Genomic DNA, 21,871 nt, shown 5'->3' with positions numbered 1-21,871 from the left:
CTCCTAACGAGAGCCGGCGCCGATGGCCATACATGTAAACGCCATTAGCGCCGATCTCAATACGAATTGTTCAGTTTTGCGAAACGAAACGACCCGTGTCGAAACGGAAGCCAGTCGTCTGCTCATACTCTGAAACCATCTGGTTCCAGGAATTTTCGATGTTGTCAGTAAGCCCGAAAAGACCGCTGCGGCCGATGACATAGATGTCGGGAGCGGCGTCGGAAATCATCTTCCAGTGCTTGAGGTTGGTGGAACCGTCCATCTCGACCTCGTAGCTGTAGCCACGCTCCTCGCGCAGGCGGCGAAGCTCGACAATCTTGTCCAGCGTCGATTTGAGGAACGGCTGACCAGCGAAACCGGGATCGATGGTCATAATCATGACGTTGTCGAGCTGGTCGATATAGGGCATGATCGTGTCAATCGGCGTTTCCGGGTTGAGCACGACTCCGGCCTTGAGACCGGCGTCATGAATCTTCTTGATCAGGCTGAACGCCTTGCCATTGATCACTTCGGAAGGCATGTTGATGCGTTCGCACTTGATATCGATGAGTTGGTCGACCCAGAACTCGGCGTCGGTGACCATCAAATGCGCGTCCATCGGCACGTCCGAAATCTTGCGTACCTCTTGAAGGAACCACGGCGACAACGAAATGTTCGGCACGAAATGACCATCCATGACGTCGATGTGGTACATATTGACCTTGTCGTTCAGGAATGTGACCTGCTCCTTGAACTGGTCCAAGTCCATCGTCATGAGTGACGGTGCCAGCTGGATCTTGCGAGTGGTGTTCAATGTCTCTGTCATTCCGGCTCCGACGCCTTCCTTTTTCAACATTGTCAATCAATATCCGGCCAGTCAGCCGACCAGCCGGACATCAAATGACGTTTCATCTCCGACATTCATCAGTCACTAATCTGAATGTCGTCCAAATCCAACTCGTCCTCTTCCACTTGGGCCGAGGCACCTTCGACTTCTTCATCGGTGAGGTTCTTCTTGATCAAGGCGTACGTCACACTGGTCACCAACACATTGACCACTATTGCCAGCAATCCGATCCACCAGTTCTTACCCATGGTCGGCAACATCAGGAATCCACCGAACGGCACAGTCGCACCGTCTCCGTGGCCCAGCAACATGAGAATCGCACCACAGCAAAAACCACCAAGGCCTGCGGCGAACACGCCACGGACGATGTCGTTCATGATAATCGGAATAACACCTTCGACAATATTGACGACGCCCATAGGCACCGCGGACTTCAAAGTCTCCACCTCTTCACGGGTATAGATACGCTTGTGGAACAACTTGGCTACAAAATAAGCCAGACCGAAGGCAATCGGCGCAGAGGTATTAGGTAGTTGCAATGCGGTTTCCGGACCGTTGATGCCTTGAGCCTGTAACGTCAAGCAGAAAGCGAAGACCGTCTTGCTCAGCGGGCCACCGAAATCGATGACACCCAAAACACCAATGACCGCACCAAGCGCGAGGTTGGAGACTCCATTGAGACTCTTAAGGAAACCGGTCAGCCAGGTAGTGAACCACGAAACAGGCGTGCCGATGACATAGATCATCAGCAAGCCGCTGACAATCGACGCGAAGAACGGCACAATAAGCGTCGGCATCAAGCCCTTGGCCCATTTGGGAACCTTGAAATACTTCAAAACCGCAAAAGCGAGCCAGCCGGCGATATAACCGCCGATGATGCCACCAATGAAACCGGCGCTGATAGTCACAGCCGCCAATCCGGTGACGAAACCAGGAGCAATGCCGGGCTTACCTGCGATGGAGAAAGCGATGCCTGTGGCAATGATTGACCGGCAGCATACCCAAAGCCTTACCGCCCAATGTGGCAAGCGCCTGGAAGAAATCGAATTTTCCGATGACCAAGGCATCCTGACTTTTCCCGCCGAATGCCATGCCGATGGCCATAACGAAGCCAGCACCACACACGATAGGAATCATGTAGGAGATGGCCGTCAGCAGATGCCCTTTGAAATTAGCTTTTTCCAAAAATCTTTCACGATGAACCTTCCTCTCTGAATGGTTTATTTTCCAGCAATCTCATGCATTTTCGCGATGAGTTTGTTAGGCGATTTGATAGCTGTTTCAGTAGAGACTTTGATCTTCTTCTTACCGTTGAAGCGTTCTTCACCGGCAATTCTGACATCAATAGCCAGAATGATCATGTCCGCACTGTCAATGTCTTCCTGCGTAAGCTCGTTCTCGATGCCTATGGTGCCCTGGGTCTCAATCTTGACTTCGTCGCCGGCAGCCTTCGCAGCATCCTCGAGTTTCTGCTGTGCAAGATACGTATGCGCAATACCGACCGTACACGCAGTGATTCCGACTATCTTCATGTTGTTCTCCTTTTCAGTTCATGTCGTTATGAACAAACATCTTGTTTTGTTGGTCCAAGCGCCAGATCTAGCAGCGAGACGCTCGAAGACGTTCTCACTCAGTCCTGGGTCAACGCTGCTATGACATCGTCCACGCTTTTGGCTTTGAGCAGGGACGCAACGACCGCTTCTTTGCCGAGTCTTCGGGCGAGCATCGAAAGCAGCTGCAGATGGCGCTTGCTCCCGGCATCGTCGGCTCCGACGGCGAAAAGCACCACGACTTTGGCACCCGTATTATCCAGAGACTCCCATGCAATCTCGTCGTGCAGGATGGCGATAGCGATACCGTTCTTCTTGACGGTGTCACTGCGCCCGTGCGGAATGGCAACATGCTCGCCGATGCCCGTAGCACCTTCCGTCTCCCTCTCTTTAATCGCCTCGATGAAGGCATCGACCGATTCGATATAGCCACACTCTTGCAGCCTCCCGGAAAGTTCACGGAACACAGATTCCTTGTCGGTTGCATGAAAATCGGTGACGATTGTGCCACGGTCCAATGCCTCAATCAAAGATGTCGTATCCAATGTCATGATTCCCTTCAGTTGTCAGTTATTGATGGTCTGGATGTTGCCGACGTCAAGAGCCTCGAAGACAGACTCGACCTCTCGCAGTTCATCACTACAGAGTTTTCTCATCACGTCTTCCTCAGCTATTTGCCGGTAAAAATTCTCCAATGGCGCGACCTGTGCGGTTGTGACGTCCTCAGGCAGCAATGTGAACAACACACGGCTGATAGGTGTCGTTCCCCAACCGGAACAAGGCACAGGAAGTTTTAAAAACACCAATGCAGGCTCGATAACGGTGCTGCTTTGGATGTGTGGATTGGCAAGAGTCTCGCTTAGCGAAGTGTCTCCCGCGCATTCCCGGTTCTTGAGCATCGCGGTCACCGTGCTTCGCTCGGAAATAAGGCCATGCCGCCATGCAAACTCTTTGAACCAAGCGAACAGCGAGAACTTGTCGATAATCATCGCCGCATTCGTCGGCTCCCACTCAACTATCAGTCTCATAGCATCACCGCCTTTCGGCGAATCTGGTCGGCCTCACGTTCCAGCCTTTCCTGATCTTCAAGGGTGAGCATCGCACTGACCACCAGGGTCGGCACAGGCAGATTTCCCGAAAGACTGACAGTGGACACCACTAGATCGACTTCGGGATGTGCGCACAGCTTTTCATCCAAATCTTTGGTAGCCACCGTGGTGACAATATGGAATTCGGAAAAACGACGCTCAATCTTGGCACGTAGCAGTTGGGCGGTGCCCAGACCGGTAGTGCATACCAGCAGAATATTGACTGGTGTCTGCTTGCTCTCGATGGCCTGTGCAAAATAGACCACGATGAAACCAACCTCTTCATCGTCGATGTTATTGAGCCCAAAATGCCGCACCAAGCGTTGCGTTGCCCGCTTAACTGCCTCGAAAAAGGCACGGATATTCCAACTTGATCTGCTCAAGAAGGTTGTTCTTCACCTTGATACCGCTGTCCAACCGATTCAGCAATGGCTTCATGTGCTTAACCAGACTGGAATATAAATTGCCGTCATCGATGCCCTGATAGCCGGGCTCTTTGGCCACTTCCTCAATCAGATAGCGAGTGACCTCACCTACCCGTTCGGGCATCTCATTCGTGATAGCGATATGGTCGTCAATGCGAGATGAAGCAAGATACTGATAAAGATAATAAGTTTCTACGTCTGGCAAGACAGTGTCAAGATAGGTATTGAGGTTGCCGATAATCTTCCTACAGACGTCTGCCAGGCTGGGATATTTATCAAAGAAATCAGCGACATCATCGGGCACGGCGCCATCATCAATCAGCGAACCGACCTCACGATACCGTTCGATAAGAATGTACAAATGGGTGAACAGATTGACACTGTATGGATATGGAATCTCAGAATGGGTAAGATCCTCGATTAAATCGAGCTGATGAGAGACGAAAGCAGCATCACGTTGGTGAATGCGCTGGTCCGGTTGTATAAAGCGCCCGCTGGCAGCCACATTGTCATCGTCAAAAATCAGGTCAGTGATAGCCTTGCGGATATTCTGTTCCACACCCTCAACCCAGACGTAATCATTCGAATGTTCCACGGAAAGATCAAAACGAGAGAGCATGGATCGTAGGCTCTTTAAGTCGGAGGAAATGGCAGAATCACTGATATAGAATTTGCCCCAAAGATCTTCGATACGATACCTCTGTGGCGAGGTAACCAACAGACGCTTAAGCACCTCTGCTCTACGCTCGACTGGAGTGAGCCTGCCAATCTGCTTCTCGGAAGGCATAGATGAAGCACTTTTTGCTGGAAATAATTGCGGTAGTTGAGTCGATAACCACGCCCTCGCTGCGATTCGACCATCGGCTCGTCACCGGGATACCGCTCATTAATCTGGGAAACTAAACGGGTGACAGTTTTCGTAGACACACCAAGCATGGCGGACAGTTCTGTACCGGAAACGAAATCACGTCGATTCAACAAATACTCGATCAGATGCTTCTTGCTTTCAGTCGTCATCGCCATACCTCCTTGTAATACCGATGCTAATGAAAATAGACTGGGAAACTCGGTATCACCATGCACAACTGCGTCCGTTGACAACGGACATTTCCAGTGTCCTCATGCAGACATAAGGGCATACAATATCCATTCATTCACCGATGAAACTATGAATAAAAGTATAGAAAATATGACAAGCAGTAGCAGAATACTCGCTGTTACAGAACCGACTGAAAGACACATCCGGCTAGATGCCGACGGCTAATTTCTATTCATTTTTTATCTGCACAATTTCGTGAGCACCATTGCTCAGAAACGTATACGAACACAAAAGCCATCATTGCCAACGAGCGATACGCATGCGGCGGTCTGGTTCTTCAAAGAACCAGACCGCCGCCAGCACTCAAACCATCACGCTTCCACCGACTGCATCTGCACAGACGGATCCTTGCGCACCTTGATGGAGACCAACGTAAGGCACAGCGCCACCAACACCAAAACAATCACCAACGCGAAGGCATTCGTCGCGCCAGCAACTGAAGCCGCCTTGACATCGTGCGGGATACGGGCCTCACTCAGCGAAAGCGAAGTGGAAAGCACCGTGGTGCCCAGCGACCCGGCGTACTGCTGCAGTACGTTGAACAGCGAGTTGAAATCGGTCTGCTGCGAAGCGGACACGAATTTGCTGGCGTCCGACATCGTGTTGCCGTAGCCGAAGTTGAAGCCGGCGCGCAGGAACATATACAGCAGCGTCAGCACTATCACCGTCGCCTTGCCTGTCATCGCCCACAAGGCAGTTGCGCCGATGATTACCGAAACATTGGAGATGAGCAGCACCAGCGTCGGGCCGCGATGGTCATAGAGCTTGCCCACAAACGGCGCGATGAAAGCACCAAGCAATGAGCCAGGCAGAAGCATCAAGCCGGCAGCCAGCGAATCAATGCCAAGGAAATTCTCGGCAAAGACCGGCAGCAAGAAGGAACTGCCGATGTTGACGAACTGAAGGATGGCGTAATTGGCGCCACGCAAGCCGATAATCGGCTTTTTGAAAAGCCGCAGGTCGAGCAACGGGGATTTGGAAGCGAGGCAACGCCAGATAAACAGCCCGAGCGTGAGCGCCGCCACGACGATGGCGATGGCCACGCGGTACGACCAGCCACCGACCGCGCCAAGCTGGTCGAAGATCTCGGTGAAGCTCACCATGAACAGGCTCAGCAATACCAGGCCGACGCCGTCGAAGGACTTGCCGGCGCCCTGTGCATCGAGACGCAGATTGGTTTCGCCCAGAATCCAAGCGATGAGCAGCAGCGGCAGGGTGAACACGAAGATGATGCGCCAGGAGAAGTAGTGATTGATCATGCCACCGTAAGTAGGGCCGAGTGCGGGCGCGAAGGAGGTGACCATGTTGGCCAGGCCGATGTAGGTGCCGCGACGGCTCACCGGAACCAGTGACAGGATGACATGGATGAGCAACGGCGTGGAAATTCCCGTGGCCGTGGCCTGCAGCAGACGGCCAAAGAGCAGCAGCCAGTAGACCTTTATCGGCAGGCAGCACAGGATGGTGCCGATGATACTGACGATAATGGCACAACGGAAGAGCGGACGGGTGTCGAATCGCTTGAGCAGGAACGACGAGGTGCTCATGATGATGGTAACCATCAGCAGGTAGCCCGAGGTCAACAGCTGGATGGTCGAAAGCGGCAGGCCGAACTCACGCGTCATGGTCGGGAAGGTGACATTCAGCGAGGTCTCGGTAAGGATGCCGATGAAGGAAAGCAGCGCAGCCGCCGCGATAGATAGTTTGGTTTGTGTGGAAACACGTTCTTCTTGCAAATTCTTGAACCTCAACATACTTGTGCCAAATCAGGCGTTCAGGGTGTGGCCACGATTTGCGCGTTCCGACCCTCCGAACGCGCAACTTAACCATTATACGCCGCCCACAGCGCCGGCTTCAAGACGCAGCACCACCACGATGTCTACTCGAAGAGCTCGTCAAAAGTGCTTTCTGGAACGCTTGTCCGGGAACGCCAATGTGGGACGCCTCTTCGAGAACGCCTTTTCACTTGATTCATTGCGGCATTATTCGAAAGACGATATACCGAACTTCATTTGAACATCTAAGAGGCAGATATGAAAAAATCCCGCCCACACGATTGACGTGCAGCGGGATTTTTTGCTTAAGCTTGCGGTTTTTAAACCGATAAACACAAACCGAAATTACTCGGCAACGACCTTCACAGTGAAGCTCGCGGAGATTTCGGGGTGGAGTGCCACGGTGGCGGGGAATTCGCCAGTGGTCTTGATGCTCTCAACCTTGATCGCCTTCGGATCGACGGCGGCCTTGGATTCGAGAGCGGAAGCGATGTCCATGGTGGAGATGCCACCGAACAGCTTGCCGGACTCGGAGACCTTGGCGCTCAGTTCGACGACGGTGCCATCGATGGCGGTCTTGGCGGCCACGGCGTCTTCACGGGTGGCAACGGACTTGGCCAGGCGTGCGCGCTTCATCGCTTCGATCTGGGAAGCGGCGCCCTTGCTCCACGCGAAGGCCATGCCCTGCGGGATGAGGTAGTTGCGTGCGTAGCCGGACTTGACCTCGACGACGTCACCGGAGTGACCGAGGTTCGCGACGGACTTGGTAAGAATAACCTTAGTTTCAGCCATTGTTCTTGCCCTTCCTATCAGCGGCCGTTGGTGGCGTAAGGCAGCAGAGCCATCTCGCGCGCGTTCTTGATGGCGCGGGAGATCTCACGCTGCTCCTGGATGGTCACGCCGGTGATGCGACGCGAACGGATCTTGCCACGATCGGAGATGAACTTGCGCAGCAGCGCGGTGTCCTTGTAATCGATCTCGGTGATCTTCGCAGCCTTCAGTGGATTCGGCTTCTTCTTAAACGGCTTGACCGGTGGTTTTGGCCTTTTACGTGACATATCAATGTCTCCTTAACACTTATATAAACGTCTATGCTGTTGCTTCTGCGCTTTTGCGCTATCGCTAGAACTCCGGTTCGTCGGAATCTCCACCGAAATCGGAGCTACCCCCGAAGGTCGAGAATCCATCACCTGAGGTAGCGGAGCTGCCCCACGGATCTGCCGCGGGTGCCTGCTGGCTTTGCTGCGGTGCGGCCGATGCCCCGCCAGAGTAGCCTGCGCCACCCTGGTAGCCACCATTACCGCCGGCGTTGTAACCGCCATTGCTGGCACCGCCGTTATAGCCCCCGTTGCGGGAGCCACCCTGGAATCCGCCGTTGGCGGCAGACTGGCGTTGCACCTGAGCGGTGGCATAGCGCAGGGACGGGCCGATCTCATCGACCTGCATCTCCACGACCGTGCGGTTGCTCCCGTCATTGGCGGTGTACGAACGCTGCTGCAGACGGCCCTGCGCGATCACGCGCATGCCCTTGGAAAGCGACGACGCGCAATGGTCGGCCATATCCCGCCACGCGGAACAGCGCATGAACAGCGCATTGCCGTCCTCCCACTGGTTCGTGTTGCGGTTAAAGGTCCGCGGCGTCGAAGCAATCGTGAAACTCGCGACCGATGCCCCGCTGCCGATAGTGCGCAGCTCCGGGTCAGCGGTCAGGTTGCCGACGATTGTAATCGAAGTATCCCCTGCCATGGCGTGCCTTCCTCACCAGCTTTTAGCGCTTGCCAATAAGACGAAGCGAAAAGCAAATAGACTAAAATTTAATTCCCGTATCCGGGTTTACTTGGCATCCTTGCGAAGAATCTTCGTACGGATAACGGACTCGTTCAGGTTCAGAACACGGTCCAGCTCGTCGCTCGTAGCTGGCTCGCAGCTGTAGTTGACGACGACATAGTTGCCTTCGGTCTTGCCATCGATTTCATAGGCAAGCTTGCGGCGTCCCCAAATATCAGGGTCGGAGACAGAACCGCCCTCTTTGGTGACCATTTCCATATACTGATCGGTCAGCTTCTTCAGGGCTCGTTCGTCAAGCTCCGGATCGGCGATGAACATGAGTTCATACTTGTGTGCAGACATCACCCACCTCCTTCGGACTAAAGTCGGCCGCGGTCTTTCCGCGACAGGAGTGTGTATGCGTGCCATATCAGGACGTAAAACCGCGCCAGACATAGCTTTTCCATGTTACGAGTTCCCGCCGACTTCACCGGCAGGCAGTCTATATATCTAGCGCACTGGCACGCCCAGCTCTTAAGGCGTTGATTGGGTATAAATTCAGATGGTCAATCCGCCGAATATCAGCACTGATACGGAATACGTCACCTGATTTGGATTCGCCATCCGTAGATAATCGTTCAAGCACGAATGGGTGCCTCCGACGAATGGCTTCGTGCGATATCTCACCTTCATCGGTTGCAAATACATTGACAGCATTGCTGACAATACGATGATGAGGTGCTCGAAGAGCTTGAGAACACGCCAAAAGATCGGTTGTCGCATTTCGTCCCGCGCAACCCGCCTGATGCCGATTTGCGCGGGGTTGGCGCTATATTGGAAGAGGTTTCTTGTGATTCATCCTTGTTCCGCAGCGTTCGATATGTCTTATATCGTGTCGATGTGGGCGCAGGACCAGACAGCGGAAGGCGAGATATGTCGGCGATTCTCGAAGGAAAGCCCATCAAACGACTGGCATTGGTGACAGGTCGAGCGTATCCGGAACAGGCTCAAGCCACAGCCGAATGCCTGGGCACCGTGCCGCTGGAAACCACTGCTTATGACTTCGCGAACGGCGAGATGTACGTGCGCTATACCGAGCCGGTACGCGGCGCGGACGTCTTCGTGCTGCAATCGCACACCGATCCCATCAACAAGTGGATCATGGAACAGCTACTGATGATTGACGCCCTGAAGCGCGCCTCCGCCCGTTCCATCACCGTCGTCGCTCCATTCCTCGGCTATTCGCGTCAGGACAAGAAGGGCCTGGGCCGCGAGCCCATCACCGCCCGCCTAATGTTCGACCTTTTCCAGACGGCCGGCGCCGACCGCATCATGACCGTGGACCTGCACGCTTCGCAGGAGCAGGGCTTCTTCGACGGGCCTGTCGACCACTTGACCGCTATGCCGGTGCTGCTCGACTACGTCAAGAACTCGATGCCGCTTGAGAACGCGACCATCGTCTCCCCCGACGCCGGACGTATCAAGGTCTCGGAGCGCTGGGCGGCCAAGCTCGGCGGTCTGCCGCTGGCCTTCATCCACAAGACCCGCGACGTCACACGCCCGAACCACGCCGTGGCCCACGGCATCATCGGCGAGGTACGCGAACGCGACTGCGTGGTCGTCGACGACATGATCGACACCGCCGGCACCATCTGCGAGGCCGTACGCACGCTGCGCGAGGCCGGCGCGAAATCGGTGACGCTGGTCGCCACCCACGGACTGCTCTCCGGCCCGGCCATCGAACGGCTCAGGGACTGCGGCGCACGCGAAATCGTCCTGATGGACACCGTCCCGGTGCCCGAAGAGAAGCGCCTGCCGAACATGACCGTGCTCTCCATCGCCCCGCTGCTGGCCGCCGGCATCCGCTCGGTCTTCGAATCCGGCTCGGTCTCCGGCCTGATGGAAGGCCTGCCCGAAGACATGCACCCACGCAACATGTACGCGTAAGGGCGGCGCTGCCAATAAATTTGTCTTCTATCGGAACCTGCCATTGTTATATGGCAGGTTCCGATTCCTTTATTGAGGACTATTGCAAACTGCTGATAGCAGCGACTCATCTCAATCAAGTATTCTTATCTCAACATCAGCGTTTCCACGCGTTCCGTTCACTTTTCCGGCGCTCATATACTCAAATATTTCCTCTATCAGCCGTCGACACTATATACAAAGTAATTCAAAAAACTAAAGTGTGAGAATTTGACTTCTTTGATAAAGCGTTTTACCATATATCTGTAATTAGCTCGAATAGCTAACTTGAACTACGCGAAACGAGGACGAGATGAGCGCAAAGGCCCTTTCCCTGCTGGACAATATTTCCGGATCAATCAGCATTGTGGGGTCAATGAACGCGGATTACACCGTCACCGCCGATCGCCTTCCCAAGCCCGGCGAGACGATTTCCGGCGGCCCACTGCGTATCTTGCCCGGCGGCAAATCCGGCAACCAAGCGGCCGCCGCAGCAAGGCTCGGCGCCAATGTCAACATTTTTGGAGCGGTAGGCTCGGATGCCAACGCCGACTTCCTGATTTCCAAACTTAACGACGCAGGCGTCGACACCTCGCATGTACGCCGAACCCAGGGTGCAAGCGGCACCACGGTGATTACCGTGGACGCGAAGGGCGAGAACACCATCGTCTATTCTGCCGGTTCCAATGCAACAGTTGACAACGCCTATATCGAGAGCCAAAAAGACGTCTTGCTCAAATCCTCGGTGCTCGGCCTCTGCCTGGAAAGCCCAATCGACACCGTCACCGCCACAGCGAAACTTTGCCATGACGCCGGCATCAAGGTCCTGCTCAACGATTCGCCCTTCACCGACAAACTGCCGGACGATCTGATCAAGTATTCGGACATCCTGCTGGTCAACGAACACGAGATGGCACAGCTGCTCAACATCGCTGAACCCAAGAATGGCGATTGGCTTGGCATGGATTGGAACTACATCGCCCAGTCCATGCATGAATTCGGTTTCGATGAGGCCATCGTGACCCTCGGAGGTGACGGCGCCATCGTCATCGACCCGAACCGCACCTATCACGTCAATGCCGCCAAAATCGACGCCGTGGACACCACCGGTTGCGGCGATGCCTTCATGGGCACGTTGTTGGCCGGCCTGGCCTCGAACTTCTCCTTGGAAGATTCCGCAGCACTCGCCTCCTACGTGGCCGCCTACGCAGCAACCAGCTACGGCGCTCAAGCCTCATATGGTACAACGGCGCAAATCAAGGCGTTCTTTAGCGAAGCCGAATAAACCACCACGCGTCGTACCCTCCTACCGAGTTAGTATTATATGGAATTATCGTCGTCAATCGATGGATTGCACGACGGTTCATATGAATGAACGCGGGAAACGATATAGATGAATAAGCACGTGACTTTACGGGACATCGCAGCAGCGGCGGGAGTTTCCATCACCACGGTCTCTTTGGTGCTCAACAATCATCCGACCCGCGTCTCGCCCGAAAAACGCGAACTTATCAAACGCAAAGCACAGGAACTGCACTACATCCCCAATCAAACCGCTAGAAGTCTCGTCACACATAAATCGATGCTGCTAGCCCTCTTGGTCCCGGATATCGAAAATCTCTTCTTCGCCTCACTGGCTAAGGAAATTGAGGACGCCTGTAGCACTGACAATTATTCGCTCATTATCGCGAACTCCAATGACTCCAAGACCACCGAACGACAGCTGTTACAGCAGTTCGAGGCACGCAACATCGATGGTCTCTTCCTAATTCCGTCCGGCGAATCGACCAAAGATTCAACCGACCTCAAAGACGAGGTGGCTCAGATGAGCTGCCCAGTGGTGTTGACTGACCGATTGGTACGGGAACACTGGTGCGACGCTGTCGGCTCAGACAACTACAAAGGCGGACAACTCGCGGCACGCCTGTTTATCAAGGCCGGGCACACCCATATCGCTTGCATTTCCGGCCGACACGACAACGGTAACGCAGAAGCACGCAAAGCCGGATTCGTCGACGAGCTGGGCAAAAACGATATCTTTATCTCCCCGAACTCGACTGCTATGGCGCTTATCGTTTCGATGGAGGTTATCAGACAGCCGACCGCATCCTCGATTCCGGAGCCACAGCCGTGTTCTGCTGCAACGACCTCATGGCACTGGGATTCTCGAAACGAGCCGAAGAACGTGGCCTGTCTATTCCCCAAGATATTTCTCTAATCGGCTATGATAATGTCCTCAACAGCCTCGGCATCGCATCGGATCTGACGACCATCGATCAGGACATTCCTCGACTAGCACAGTCCTGTCATGCGTACATGATGAGACGAATCAAGCAAAATTCGTCCGAATCCAGCCGCACACCATGGCTCAGCGACCCTAAAACCTCACTGCTTGAACCAAAAATGATCATCAATGGCTCAGTGAAGACGATACATCAAAACTAATATCCGCGATTAGTATCCCGGACTTCCAAGTTGTTGCAATTGATGCTATTTATCTCGCCTTTCGGTGATACGCCTTTAGGTCATTTGTTTCACTTTATATTCATTGATTTTCAACAGTGCCTAATCGCTTATTACCAAGCGACAATTCAGTCAAACCAGCGGTTCCTTATCAGAGGAGCGGTTTCCTTCCTATAAACATATGAATGGCCGGACGCATGGCACTTTGCAATCTTGCAAAGCCGAAGCGTCCGGCCATTTATTTAGTGAAGCATTCGCCCCATAAGGGCTATGCGACCAGTATCAGCTGGTTCACGCACCCATCGGCAGGAAGATGAACATCGAAAGGATGAACATCACCACCACGCCGGCGATCATAGGAACGCTGGTACGACGAACAATCTCGAGCGGGCTCTTCTTGACGGAGCCAGCCACAATCATGACGACTGCCGAGACCGGGGAAACCGCGCGAAGCAGATTGCCTGCGAGCCCCATCGGCAGCGAAACCGCGAGCACGTTGATACCAGCAGCGGCCGCGAGCGGAACCATAAGCGGAACCATCGCGAAGAACAGAGCGGTGCCAGAACCGGACAGGAGCACGATCAGAGCGCTCAGAGCCACGAGGATAAGCGGCAAGACGAAGCCCATGCCGGAGCCGTGCAGACCAGTCATAGCAGACTGCAGTGCATTGATCAGGCCGATGGACTTAAGGCCAACGACGAAGACAGATGCCGCAACCAGAAGCGCGACAATCGGCATCGCGTTGCCCATGCCCTTGAAGAAGCTGTCGGTACCGGCAAGCGTTTCCTTACCCTTGCGAGTGCGAATGAGCTCACACAGAATCGCGATGACGAAGGAAAGAATGGAGGCAAGCTCAACGGTGACGTTGATCTTGGTGCCAAAGATGGAGTTGATGGCGAAGACAACCAACAGCATGATAATCGGCAGCAGCGGAAGAATCGCATAGACCGTACGGTACAGATGTCCGCCTTCGATGGCCTTGACGTCCTTGACGTCCACAGCGGCAAGATCAGCGGTCTCAGGATGACGCTTGTCCATGAACTTCTGCCAGAAGTAATGCACGATGGCGATAACAAGCAGAGTTGGGACCGAGACGAGAACGTGATAGCGGAAGACATAGTCGCTGGCGGTCAGACCCGCAAACTTTGCGGTCTTGGCAAGTTCAGCGGCGATAGCCACGTTATCGGAACCGAGCGGGGTCGGCATAATTGTTGCGGTAGTTGCGATAACAGCCGCGGCGCTCAGCGTCGACATACCAGCTTCAATCAACACTGGGAAGAGAGTTGCCAACAAGATGATAGCGAGGTTGGAAGCGCTCGGAATCACCAGAGAAAGCAGGTTGCCCAGCAGGAAGACGATCGGCACGAGAATGTATGGAGACTTGATGTGTCCAATCGGCTTGGCGAGTACGGAGACCGTGACCTCGTTGGCACCGATGTGGGACATGTAAGCGGTGTAGCCGCCGAGAATCAGGATGATGAAGCCTGCCGAAACCAGCGTGCTGACGAATTGATCACCAACGACCTTGAACGGGTCGAGCCATTTCACACCGCTCGATACAAAGTTTTCAAAAGCGATCGGCTTGCCCATCAGCAATGCCACGAACATCAGCAGAATGCCGATGAGAAACAGTGAAATCTTGATGTCCATCTTTTTAATGAGCATGAAGATGACCACTGCCACCGCGATAATCGCGGCGATATACATTATTGCCATTTCCATTATTGGTTTTTCCTTCTTTTTCTTCTAGATGGGAATCTCTAGTCGGACGCTCAGTCGCAGCGCTCGATAGCTTTCATGAACCACTCGCAGAAACGCTGCGAATCCACGCCAGTAGTAACAGTCGCATTCGGTTCTTTGTGGAGATAGCCCTTCAAATCAATCACGGTGCAGCCCGCGGTAAGCTCGCCCGCAGTCTCGACATCAACGAATGCGTCCTGCATCGTAAACAAGTCAGGTTGCAGAATGCACGCAATAGCGCAAGGATCATACATCTTGAGACCGGTACCAAAGCTACGCTTACGGTAACGCTGGAACAAGTCATGAGCCATGTGGCCGACTTTGCCCATATCGTCCATACGAGCTGTCTCTTCCGGAGGAATCGCAGTTCCCATGCCTGCGTCAAGCGTCGCCATAGTGACGTGGATTCCCGACTTCAGCACAATCTTCGCGGCTTCAGGGTCCACATAAATATTGAATTCGGCCATCACGCCCTTGTTGCCACGAGTCACGGAGCCGCCCATCATCACGATCTCAGAAATATGGGACTTGACCTCGGGATAGGTCTTGAGCAGAAGCGCCACATTGGTCAACGGACCGATGGTGACCAGCGTAATCGGCTTATCACTGGACATCAGCACATGGCGCATCGCATCAACCGAGTTCTCCTTGAGCAACAGGTCCTTGCGAGGTTCGGGAAAATCGAACCCTTCCATGCCCGTTTTGCCGTGAATGTCGCTGGCATCTTCGAATTGACGAATCAACGGCTCCGCAGCGCCCCTGGCAATCGGCACGTTCTTGTCGAAGTATGTCATGAGCTTCTCGGCGTTGAGCGTTGTTGCGTCAAGGCCGACATTGCCCGCCACTGTGCTAATGAGTTTGACATCCAGCGTCGGATCGTACAACGCAATCGCGATAGCGACCGCATCGTCGATGCCCGGATCAGTGTCAATAATGATTGGTGTTACAGTATCAGTTTGTTTCATGGTATCAATCACTCCTTTGTAAGAGAAATGCTATGGGCATCGTCGACCAGCCGGCAATACCGTTAATCCTTTCACCCATGGTTTAACGTTTTATCATGTAAACAAAATAATGATAAAACGTTAAATCACTTTTGTCAAAATCAAATAATCGTTACGCTTCATTAAAACACCCTCGCTTTATAGTACTGTTATCCCACAAAGTCCGGAAACCGATGTTCAAACCAACAAAGTGCTCTTTTTACACTTGCAATACTCAAAAGGGGACGAAGTCAAGCAAGCTAACCTGACTTCGCCCCCTTGATCTCTTGAACCGTTGAGCGATCACAACTTACGTCTTAGAGTCGCATCACTTATCCTGCGCATAGATCTTCTTGTTAAAGACAAAGTACACAACGAGCGCAATTGCAATCAGCACTGCGTCAAGCAGGAACAGGTTGGCATAGTTTGCGGCCAAACCGGTAGTTCCGTTGATGCTGCCAGCCTGAAGGGCCGGAGAGTTCATGAAGCCTCCAATAACAGCAATGCCGACGGAGCTGGAGACGTTCATCGCCAAATCGTTCATGCCCACGCCGCGACCCGACTCGTCCTTGGGCAGCGTGCCGAGCACCGTAGAAACCAACGGGGAATAAAGGAAGCCACCGCCACCGTAATAGACGCAGGCGGCAATGGTCATTGCCACAGGGCCAAGATTCATGCAGAAAATTTCAAGCACGAAGCCAAGAATCTTCATACATGCCGCCACGATAATCGCAGTGCGGGTGCCGATCTTGCCGACAATCCAACCCGAGCAAATACCCACGGTCGCACCGACCACGAAGCCCCACACCAAGTAAGTGGAGACCTGTGAAGTGGACATGTGGAACACCTTGACGAAAATACCGTTGAACAGCGGAGAGAAGGTGTAGTTCGGCAGATAGAGCAGCAGCATCAGCGAGATGGCCATGAGCCAGCGCTTGTTGCGGAAGAAGGCCGGAGTAATGAAGGGGTGCGACGCCTTGTGAATGTAAACGGCGAATACCACGAACAGCAGAACGGACACGCCAATCATCCACCAGCTCTTGTACGAGAAGAAGAGCGTAATAAAGGCCACCGCAGTGCCGAATATGACAAAGCCGAGAGCATCGACCTTCTCGCCATTGCCGGTCTTGTTCGGCAGATTATGCAACAGCAAAGGTAGGAAGAAGACAGTGATTGCAGGAATCAGGAACAGATACTGCCAATGGATCGTGGTCAGGAAGCCGGCCGCGAACACCCCAATCGCGGCGGAGACCTGATAGCCAGCGGTGAAGATACCGAAGAAGATGACCTTCAACGAATCCTTGAGATACTTGGTTGCCACCACCAGATAAACCGAACCGGCCACCTGCTCGCCAGCGGTCTGGATGGATCTAGCAATGATGACGGTCCAGATATTGGCCGTAAAGAAGAAGTTGCCGAAGAACCCCAGAAGGGAGCCGGTGACCAGCAACGTAATGCCGACTACGACGAGCTTCTTCAGAGACACAAAATCACCAAGCGAACCATAGACGAAACAGACGATGCCCAGCACGATACTGGGGATGGCGGTAATCAGTGACGCTTGCTGCGGAGCGCCAACCGCCTCACCAATCTGCTGGAAAACCATATTAAAGCCTTGCAGACACAGCGTGCCCAAGATGAAGGTGACGAGCAACGGAATCAGAGCCTTGACGGCCATGTCACTGGTAATCTCGGAATCTGTTTTATCAGGCTCCGAGACCTTTTGGCCCGAGGCCGAGGATGATGATGTAGACATGTTTTCCTCGATAGTTAAATTGTTGTGTGTATTGATTTATTTCGCAGGAGACGGGATACCGGCGACAAATCGATGTCAGCGCTTGCCTGCGGCCAGGACGCTGATGCGCGTCATAAACTCCCTGAGGAACCACTCCCCATCGATGCTGATGGCCGCCTGCATAGTCTTGTGCGAGTCATTGAGCCTGTCCGTGTCACCAATCGTATGGCCACTTGTCGGATTTTCGGTGTCCACCTTAAGCAGACTCGTACTTCTCAAGCCTTCTGAACCTCATGTTGACAGCGAACCATTCATCCCCTAAACACGACAAAGGAAAATACAAACCGGCAAAGCCTGCACAGACCCATCAGCAAGCCATCGGTATTGCCATAGATAAGGAAATCAAAGAATTAATTTCAAACTAAGCATTACCTACGGTGGTAACCATTCTCAATTCACCTACTTGTATAGGATGGACAGCTTTGAAACCGACAATCGAACCAAACCGTCATCACAACATTTAGCCAGACACGGCACGCTCACCTCTCTCATACGATATATCCATCCGATAAAACAGAGTTTCAGCACTGAACTTCAACGTTGATATAACGTTTTACCAGCTGGTATTCAACAATGATAAAACGCTAAACTATATTTGTCAACGCGAGAGGTAAGGGTTGCCGGCGATGATGAAGCGGCGCGGGCGATCCTTGGCCTTGGTGATGCCGACGCGCTCGGTGGCCTCGATACGTTCGCCGGGGCGCAGGGAACCGGTCGACAGGCTCAGCGGGGGCTTGCGCAGGTCGTGGCCGTAAAGGTCCATCGTGATACCAAGCGACTTGCAGATCTTGCCCGGGCCGTTGAGGCAGTCCTTGATGCGACGGCCACCACGGCGCTTTTCAATGATTTCCACGGTTTTCGTATCCATCGGTTCGGCGCCACGGATGAGGGCGCCCGCGCCGAAACCCTCTTCGAACGCGGTGACATTCATGCACAGATTCGTGCCATAAATCAGATAGATATAGGCGTGGCCAGACGGGCCGAACATCGCGCGGTTGCGTTCGCTTTGGCCGTGGAAGGTATGGCTGGCCGGGTCAAGCTGATCGTAGGCCTCGGTTTCCACGATGCGCACGGTTAACGTCTCGCCGTCTACAACGCGTGTCAGCACGCAGCCAAGCAGCCCCTTCGCTACGGTTTCGGCATCTTCATTCAAAAAATCAGGAAACATGATTCCATTGAAGTCCGAGCACAGGATTTGCGCAAAAGCGTGTCTGCGCATCCATAAATCGTATTACAACATAGCAATGAGTGTTTCTTTGTCGTGAAACTTTGTTCCGTGCTACGATTTGCTACAGCAAAAATCAAAATCATTGAAATCTCAACGCTTTCGATTTGCCATTTGTTGCATTTACAGCATTCAAGCTATATAACTGCCAATTCAACTTTCAATGCTACGAAGAAGACACTTTTGCGCCGGAAACACCTTATGGAAGTTTTCTCAGCTACGTTTTGCAAGCGCTGATAAATCGACGCCCAACAAACGCGCTTCCTCAGCAGTTTTGCCGGTAACCAACAGGTCAGTGCTTCGTAAGTCGGCAACGGTTTTCGTGCCAAGCAACGCCATCAGCGAGCGCACTTGGCTCTTCCAGCTGTCGATTTCGGCAGTCAGGCCCTTTTCGCCGGAATCATTCAGCACCTGCAGGAAGTGCCCGGAAACACCAACAGCTTGAGCACCCAACGCGAGTGCCTTCACCACATCCAACGGGTTACGCACACCTCCGGAAGCAAGAACGGCGACGTCGATTCCGCCAGCACAATTCTGCTCATTTTCAGCACTGCTCACACCATCCACTTGTGAACCGGAAGCATTAACGTCAGCAGCATTCGCACCTTCGCCTGAAACCATACCCGGCGCATCAATACGACAATCAGACACTTCATCACGGCCGCTAGGCAACAACTCCGACAGGCACAACGCCGTAGACTGACCCCAACCGGCCATGTAACCGTAGTCGCGGCCAGCACGCCGCGCGTTTTCGATGCGCGCGAAATCGGTGCCGCCTCGGCCGCTGACATCGACCGTATGCACGCCCAATTCCGCCAGTTGCCGCACGGTGCGGGCGCTCATGCCGAAGCCGACTTCCTTGACCATCACCGGCACCGGCGAAGCCTTGACGATCTCAGCGATACGCTGTGGCCAAGAATCAAAATCGCGCGCACCCTCAGGCATGACCAACTCCTGGGCGGCGTTGATGTGGATTTGCAACGCATTCGCATGAATCATCTCAACCGCGTGCACCGCTTGTTCTGCGGTAACATTCGCCCCGACATTGGCGAAGACGAAACCAGACGGGTCATGCTCACGAATCGTGGTGAACGTCGGCTCCAGTTCGGGGTCACGAATGGCGGCATGCTGCGATCCCGAGGCCATGGCCAATCCTGTTGCGGCGGCTACGCGCGCGAACGAGGCATTGATTGACGCGGTTTTGGCCGATCCGCCGGTCATCGCATTGATATAGAACGGCATATCCCATTTCGCGCCGCAGACTTCGGTGCTCATGTCCACATCGGCGAGCGCTACACCGCCCAAACTCTGATGAATGAAAGCGACATCATCAAATGCATTATGCTGTTTGTCCGCATGCTCGGCGAGCGCAAGCCGCACATGGTCATCCTTGCGGTTGGAACCGGCGACAAACGCCTGCGAATCAGCGCCGGATGCATGGCCAACGGAAACGTTCAGAGCCGAGACGTCCGACCTTCTTGAACCGTCAATATCGGTCTCATCAATACGGACGACACCAGCAATACCGTCACTGCCAGCATCATCTCTGTCGGTGGCCGCAACTCCACTGCCAGCTATTTCCTTGGAAAAGCTTCCTTCTGCCCGCACATTGCTGACAAATCTATTCGATGCATCACCAGCAACGCTGCCGGCCCAATCAGCAAGGTCGATTTGCGGCTCGTGCACCGACAGGTCCAGCGGCACGATGCCCTTTTCCTGCCAGCCACGGGTGACGGCCGGCATATCGGCACTCGGTCCGGCAATCGCGATGCCACAGTCGCCGCCGCCCGCGCCGGAGCTTTTCGCCGCAGCGCCATGACTTTCAGCCACTTCGACCAAGTGTCTCAGCGCCGGAGTCTCGATGACCACGCCGGTAAACGACGAAAGGGAAAGCAACAGCTTGCGAGCCTCACGCACATGAGCAATGACGGCTTGTTCGTCGTCTCGCACCAAGGCATCAGCCAACGCGTCGACACAGGTGTCGCTGCTACGCAGAAAGTCCTGATACATCCGCTCGTGTTCGGCAGCGCTCTGCTGCTGAACATGACCCACCAGCGACGGCGTGGAAGCAGGGTTGCCGGTCCAGCCGACCATGAGGCGTAGGCTACTACTCGGCTCAAACGCACGAAGCCGCGAAATGCTCAATCCGGGCCACGGCATGTCAATCAACTCGTTCAGTGCCGTGTCTTGCAGACGGTTGGTGACCCACTGCCGATCGACGGCCGTGAAACGGATGCACCCGCCGAACAGACTGGCCGCCAGATCACCGCCGGAACCGACTTTCTGAGCGCGGCTCGCCGCGACGAACGCCAGCTTGTACTGTTGAATCGGCTCCAGATCAAGGCCGTAAAACGAGAGGAGCGCTTTCATCATCGCCACCGTCACCGCTGCCGACGAGCCCAAGCCATACTTGCGGCCGGAAGCGTCATCCAATTCGCTTTCGATATTGACATCATAAATCTTGAGTTCTTTGCCCTGCTGCTGCGCCAACTCCTCGACGGCATGAATCACGGAAAGCACGAACGCCGCACCCGGCTGCTCCAAGTCCGGCACCGCACGCCCCGCGCGACGCCGCCACGTCACAGAAGCCTCGGGATGGCCGGTGGAATGGATGCGCCCGACCGGGTCCACGCCAAAGGATTGCGGTTGGGCGAAAGAAGTGTCAATTTCGGTGATGCGAGCGGTCAGCAGACGGTTGACGGCAACCAGAATGGCGGGATGACCATGCTCGACGACGGCATATTCGCCGGCGATATAGAGCTTGCCGGGCGCCGAGGCTACACTGCTGTTCGGTTCCTGGGCTCGTCCATCGCTCATAGTTCTGCCGTTCCTTCCCTCAATCGTCGCCCGTACTCATGCGTCGTGAACCGCTCTCGGCCATCCAATCCGAGTATCGTCAAACGATGGTGCCGAGGGCTGCAGACGCACCTGCCGGTGTCTCATTCCTAAATGTACGCACAACCGGCGTGCAGATGTACGTCCAAGGCATACTCTGCACCAAATACCCTGATAATCTGCGCAGCACCGCCACATTGACACGTCTGATATCAAACAAAACCGTCTTCATGATAAGGCGAGAACCACACTCAAATTGCCAAAGACTACGTTGCCAAACGGGTGAATAGGTATAAAATTCTGCATAATATTCAGCTCATCATGCATTGTCGCGCGAA

The 21,871-nt window shown here is 54.1% G+C and carries 22 protein-coding genes and 2 pseudogenes; 5 read left to right on the top strand and 19 right to left on the bottom strand.

Features of this window, described 5'->3' with window-relative positions:
• Nucleotides 1–70 precede the first annotated feature (70 nt).
• Both alsE and OZX57_RS01175 read right to left on the bottom strand, forming a co-directional pair.
• Complete coding sequence (alsE, locus tag OZX57_RS01180; protein WP_277162381.1) at nt 71–805, bottom strand: D-allulose 6-phosphate 3-epimerase; 735 nt, start codon at nt 803–805, stop codon at nt 71–73.
• A 98-nt stretch (nt 806–903) separates the two neighbouring features.
• Nucleotides 904–1,767, bottom strand: coding sequence for a PTS fructose transporter subunit IIC (locus OZX57_RS01175; protein WP_277162891.1), 864 nt, complete (start codon nt 1,765–1,767; stop codon nt 904–906).
• Here OZX57_RS01175 and OZX57_RS01170 point away from each other — a divergent pair.
• Complete coding sequence (locus OZX57_RS01170; RefSeq protein WP_277163013.1) at nt 1,712–2,041, top strand: hypothetical protein; 330 nt, start codon at nt 1,712–1,714, stop codon at nt 2,039–2,041. The two genes, OZX57_RS01175 and OZX57_RS01170, sit on opposite strands and share 56 nt — an antisense overlap.
• A 5-nt stretch (nt 2,042–2,046) precedes the next feature.
• On the opposite strand, the gene OZX57_RS01165 is transcribed toward OZX57_RS01170, so the two are convergent.
• The 11 genes and pseudogenes from OZX57_RS01165 to rpsF form a co-directional block, all read right to left on the bottom strand.
• Nucleotides 2,047–2,358: a fructose PTS transporter subunit IIB gene (locus OZX57_RS01165; protein WP_277162380.1), complete on the bottom strand. Its 312-nt coding sequence runs from the start codon at nt 2,356–2,358 to the stop codon at nt 2,047–2,049.
• A gap of 98 nt (nt 2,359–2,456) precedes the next feature.
• On the bottom strand, nt 2,457–2,927 hold the full coding sequence (locus OZX57_RS01160) for a fructose PTS transporter subunit IIA (protein WP_277162379.1): 471 nt from the start codon (nt 2,925–2,927) through the stop codon (nt 2,457–2,459).
• Between the two features lie 15 nt (nt 2,928–2,942).
• Nucleotides 2,943–3,404 (bottom strand): PTS sugar transporter subunit IIA, encoded by a 462-nt coding sequence (locus tag OZX57_RS01155; protein ID WP_277162378.1) that lies wholly within the window; start codon nt 3,402–3,404, stop codon nt 2,943–2,945.
• Nucleotides 3,401–3,784 carry a hypothetical protein gene (locus OZX57_RS01150; protein ID WP_277162377.1) on the bottom strand — a complete coding sequence of 128 codons (384 nt, stop codon included), beginning with the start codon at nt 3,782–3,784 and terminating at the stop codon, nt 3,401–3,403. Before OZX57_RS01150 ends, OZX57_RS01155 begins: the two co-directional genes overlap by 4 nt.
• A gap of 16 nt (nt 3,785–3,800) precedes the next feature.
• Complete coding sequence (locus OZX57_RS01145; RefSeq protein WP_277162376.1) at nt 3,801–4,676, bottom strand: PRD domain-containing protein; 876 nt, start codon at nt 4,674–4,676, stop codon at nt 3,801–3,803.
• 53 nt (nt 4,677–4,729) lie between these two features.
• A pseudogene (locus OZX57_RS01140) lies at nt 4,730–4,906 on the bottom strand (HTH domain-containing protein); the annotation flags it as partial.
• Nucleotides 4,907–5,299: 393 nt separating this feature from the next.
• Entirely contained in the window at nt 5,300–6,721 is a 1,422-nt protein-coding gene (locus OZX57_RS01135; RefSeq protein WP_277162375.1) for an MFS transporter, read from the bottom strand.
• Nucleotides 6,722–7,105: 384 nt separating this feature from the next.
• Nucleotides 7,106–7,552, bottom strand: a complete 447-nt coding sequence (gene rplI / locus OZX57_RS01130) for a 50S ribosomal protein L9 (RefSeq protein ID WP_277162374.1) — start codon at nt 7,550–7,552, stop codon at nt 7,106–7,108.
• A 17-nt stretch (nt 7,553–7,569) separates the two neighbouring features.
• Complete coding sequence (gene rpsR / locus OZX57_RS01125; RefSeq protein ID WP_277143412.1) at nt 7,570–7,818, bottom strand: 30S ribosomal protein S18; 249 nt, start codon at nt 7,816–7,818, stop codon at nt 7,570–7,572.
• 64 nt (nt 7,819–7,882) lie between these two features.
• Nucleotides 7,883–8,506, bottom strand: coding sequence for a single-stranded DNA-binding protein (locus OZX57_RS01120; protein WP_277162373.1), 624 nt, complete (start codon nt 8,504–8,506; stop codon nt 7,883–7,885).
• Nucleotides 8,507–8,593: 87 nt separating this feature from the next.
• Nucleotides 8,594–8,890 carry a 30S ribosomal protein S6 gene (rpsF, locus tag OZX57_RS01115; RefSeq protein WP_277162372.1) on the bottom strand — a complete coding sequence of 99 codons (297 nt, stop codon included), beginning with the start codon at nt 8,888–8,890 and terminating at the stop codon, nt 8,594–8,596.
• Nucleotides 8,891–9,460: 570 nt separating this feature from the next.
• Here rpsF and OZX57_RS01110 point away from each other — a divergent pair.
• The 4 genes from OZX57_RS01110 to OZX57_RS01095 all read left to right on the top strand — a co-directional run bounded on the left by OZX57_RS01110 (nt 9,461) and on the right by OZX57_RS01095 (nt 12,937).
• Nucleotides 9,461–10,474: a ribose-phosphate diphosphokinase gene (locus tag OZX57_RS01110; RefSeq protein WP_277162371.1), complete on the top strand. Its 1,014-nt coding sequence runs from the start codon at nt 9,461–9,463 to the stop codon at nt 10,472–10,474.
• Nucleotides 10,475–10,805: 331 nt separating this feature from the next.
• Nucleotides 10,806–11,777, top strand: a complete 972-nt coding sequence (locus OZX57_RS01105) for a ribokinase (protein ID WP_277162370.1) — start codon at nt 10,806–10,808, stop codon at nt 11,775–11,777.
• A 120-nt stretch (nt 11,778–11,897) separates the two neighbouring features.
• A complete protein-coding gene (locus tag OZX57_RS01100) occupies nt 11,898–12,710 on the top strand; it encodes a LacI family DNA-binding transcriptional regulator (RefSeq protein WP_277162369.1) in 813 nt (270 codons plus the stop codon).
• Complete coding sequence (locus tag OZX57_RS01095; RefSeq protein WP_277162890.1) at nt 12,599–12,937, top strand: substrate-binding domain-containing protein; 339 nt, start codon at nt 12,599–12,601, stop codon at nt 12,935–12,937. Before OZX57_RS01100 ends, OZX57_RS01095 begins: the two co-directional genes overlap by 112 nt.
• 309 nt (nt 12,938–13,246) lie before the next feature.
• Here the strand turns inward: OZX57_RS01095 and dcuC are convergent, their stop codons facing one another.
• From dcuC to OZX57_RS01065, 6 genes and pseudogenes are all read right to left on the bottom strand, one after another.
• On the bottom strand, nt 13,247–14,677 hold the full coding sequence (gene dcuC / locus OZX57_RS01090; protein WP_277162368.1) for a C4-dicarboxylate transporter DcuC: 1,431 nt from the start codon (nt 14,675–14,677) through the stop codon (nt 13,247–13,249).
• Between the two features lie 50 nt (nt 14,678–14,727).
• Nucleotides 14,728–15,660, bottom strand: coding sequence for a ribonucleoside hydrolase RihC (gene rihC, locus OZX57_RS01085; RefSeq protein WP_277162367.1), 933 nt, complete (start codon nt 15,658–15,660; stop codon nt 14,728–14,730).
• A gap of 346 nt (nt 15,661–16,006) precedes the next feature.
• Nucleotides 16,007–17,356, bottom strand: coding sequence for an MFS transporter (locus OZX57_RS01080; protein ID WP_277162889.1), 1,350 nt, complete (start codon nt 17,354–17,356; stop codon nt 16,007–16,009).
• Between the two features lie 153 nt (nt 17,357–17,509).
• A pseudogene (locus OZX57_RS01075) lies at nt 17,510–17,674 on the bottom strand (nucleoside hydrolase); the annotation flags it as partial.
• Nucleotides 17,675–18,071: 397 nt separating this feature from the next.
• A complete protein-coding gene (locus OZX57_RS01070) occupies nt 18,072–18,641 on the bottom strand; it encodes a DNA-3-methyladenine glycosylase (RefSeq protein WP_277162366.1) in 570 nt (189 codons plus the stop codon).
• Nucleotides 18,642–18,911: 270 nt separating this feature from the next.
• Nucleotides 18,912–21,515 carry a phosphomevalonate kinase gene (locus OZX57_RS01065; RefSeq protein WP_277162365.1) on the bottom strand — a complete coding sequence of 868 codons (2,604 nt, stop codon included), beginning with the start codon at nt 21,513–21,515 and terminating at the stop codon, nt 18,912–18,914.
• Nucleotides 21,516–21,871 lie beyond the last annotated feature (356 nt).

The organism is Bifidobacterium sp. ESL0682, from assembly GCF_029392815.1.
Lineage (GTDB): Bacteria > Actinomycetota > Actinomycetes > Actinomycetales > Bifidobacteriaceae > Bifidobacterium.
This window is presented reverse-complemented; position numbering and strand designations above follow the sequence as displayed.

Bases quoted from the DNA above. Each gene is read 5' to 3' on its own strand.
- alsE (WP_277162381.1), bottom strand. From the start codon at position 805: ATGACAGAGACATTGAACACCACTCGCAAGATCCAGCTGGCACCGTCA.
- OZX57_RS01170 (WP_277163013.1), top strand. From the start codon at position 1,712: ATGAAACCGGCGCTGATAGTCACAGCCGCCAATCCGGTGACGAAACCA.
- OZX57_RS01165 (WP_277162380.1), bottom strand. From the start codon at position 2,358: ATGAAGATAGTCGGAATCACTGCGTGTACGGTCGGTATTGCGCATACG.
- OZX57_RS01160 (WP_277162379.1), bottom strand. From the start codon at position 2,927: ATGACATTGGATACGACATCTTTGATTGAGGCATTGGACCGTGGCACA.
- OZX57_RS01155 (WP_277162378.1), bottom strand. From the start codon at position 3,404: ATGAGACTGATAGTTGAGTGGGAGCCGACGAATGCGGCGATGATTATC.
- OZX57_RS01145 (WP_277162376.1), bottom strand. From the start codon at position 4,676: ATGCCTTCCGAGAAGCAGATTGGCAGGCTCACTCCAGTCGAGCGTAGA.
- rplI (WP_277162374.1), bottom strand. From the start codon at position 7,552: ATGGCTGAAACTAAGGTTATTCTTACCAAGTCCGTCGCGAACCTCGGT.
- rpsR (WP_277143412.1), bottom strand. From the start codon at position 7,818: ATGTCACGTAAAAGGCCAAAACCACCGGTCAAGCCGTTTAAGAAGAAG.
- OZX57_RS01120 (WP_277162373.1), bottom strand. From the start codon at position 8,506: ATGGCAGGGGATACTTCGATTACAATCGTCGGCAACCTGACCGCTGAC.
- rpsF (WP_277162372.1), bottom strand. From the start codon at position 8,890: ATGTCTGCACACAAGTATGAACTCATGTTCATCGCCGATCCGGAGCTT.
- OZX57_RS01110 (WP_277162371.1), top strand. From the start codon at position 9,461: ATGTCGGCGATTCTCGAAGGAAAGCCCATCAAACGACTGGCATTGGTG.
- OZX57_RS01105 (WP_277162370.1), top strand. From the start codon at position 10,806: ATGAGCGCAAAGGCCCTTTCCCTGCTGGACAATATTTCCGGATCAATC.
- dcuC (WP_277162368.1), bottom strand. From the start codon at position 14,677: ATGGAAATGGCAATAATGTATATCGCCGCGATTATCGCGGTGGCAGTG.
- rihC (WP_277162367.1), bottom strand. From the start codon at position 15,660: ATGAAACAAACTGATACTGTAACACCAATCATTATTGACACTGATCCG.
- OZX57_RS01080 (WP_277162889.1), bottom strand. From the start codon at position 17,356: ATGGCCGTCAAGGCTCTGATTCCGTTGCTCGTCACCTTCATCTTGGGC.
- OZX57_RS01070 (WP_277162366.1), bottom strand. From the start codon at position 18,641: ATGTTTCCTGATTTTTTGAATGAAGATGCCGAAACCGTAGCGAAGGGG.
- OZX57_RS01065 (WP_277162365.1), bottom strand. From the start codon at position 21,515: ATGAGCGATGGACGAGCCCAGGAACCGAACAGCAGTGTAGCCTCGGCG.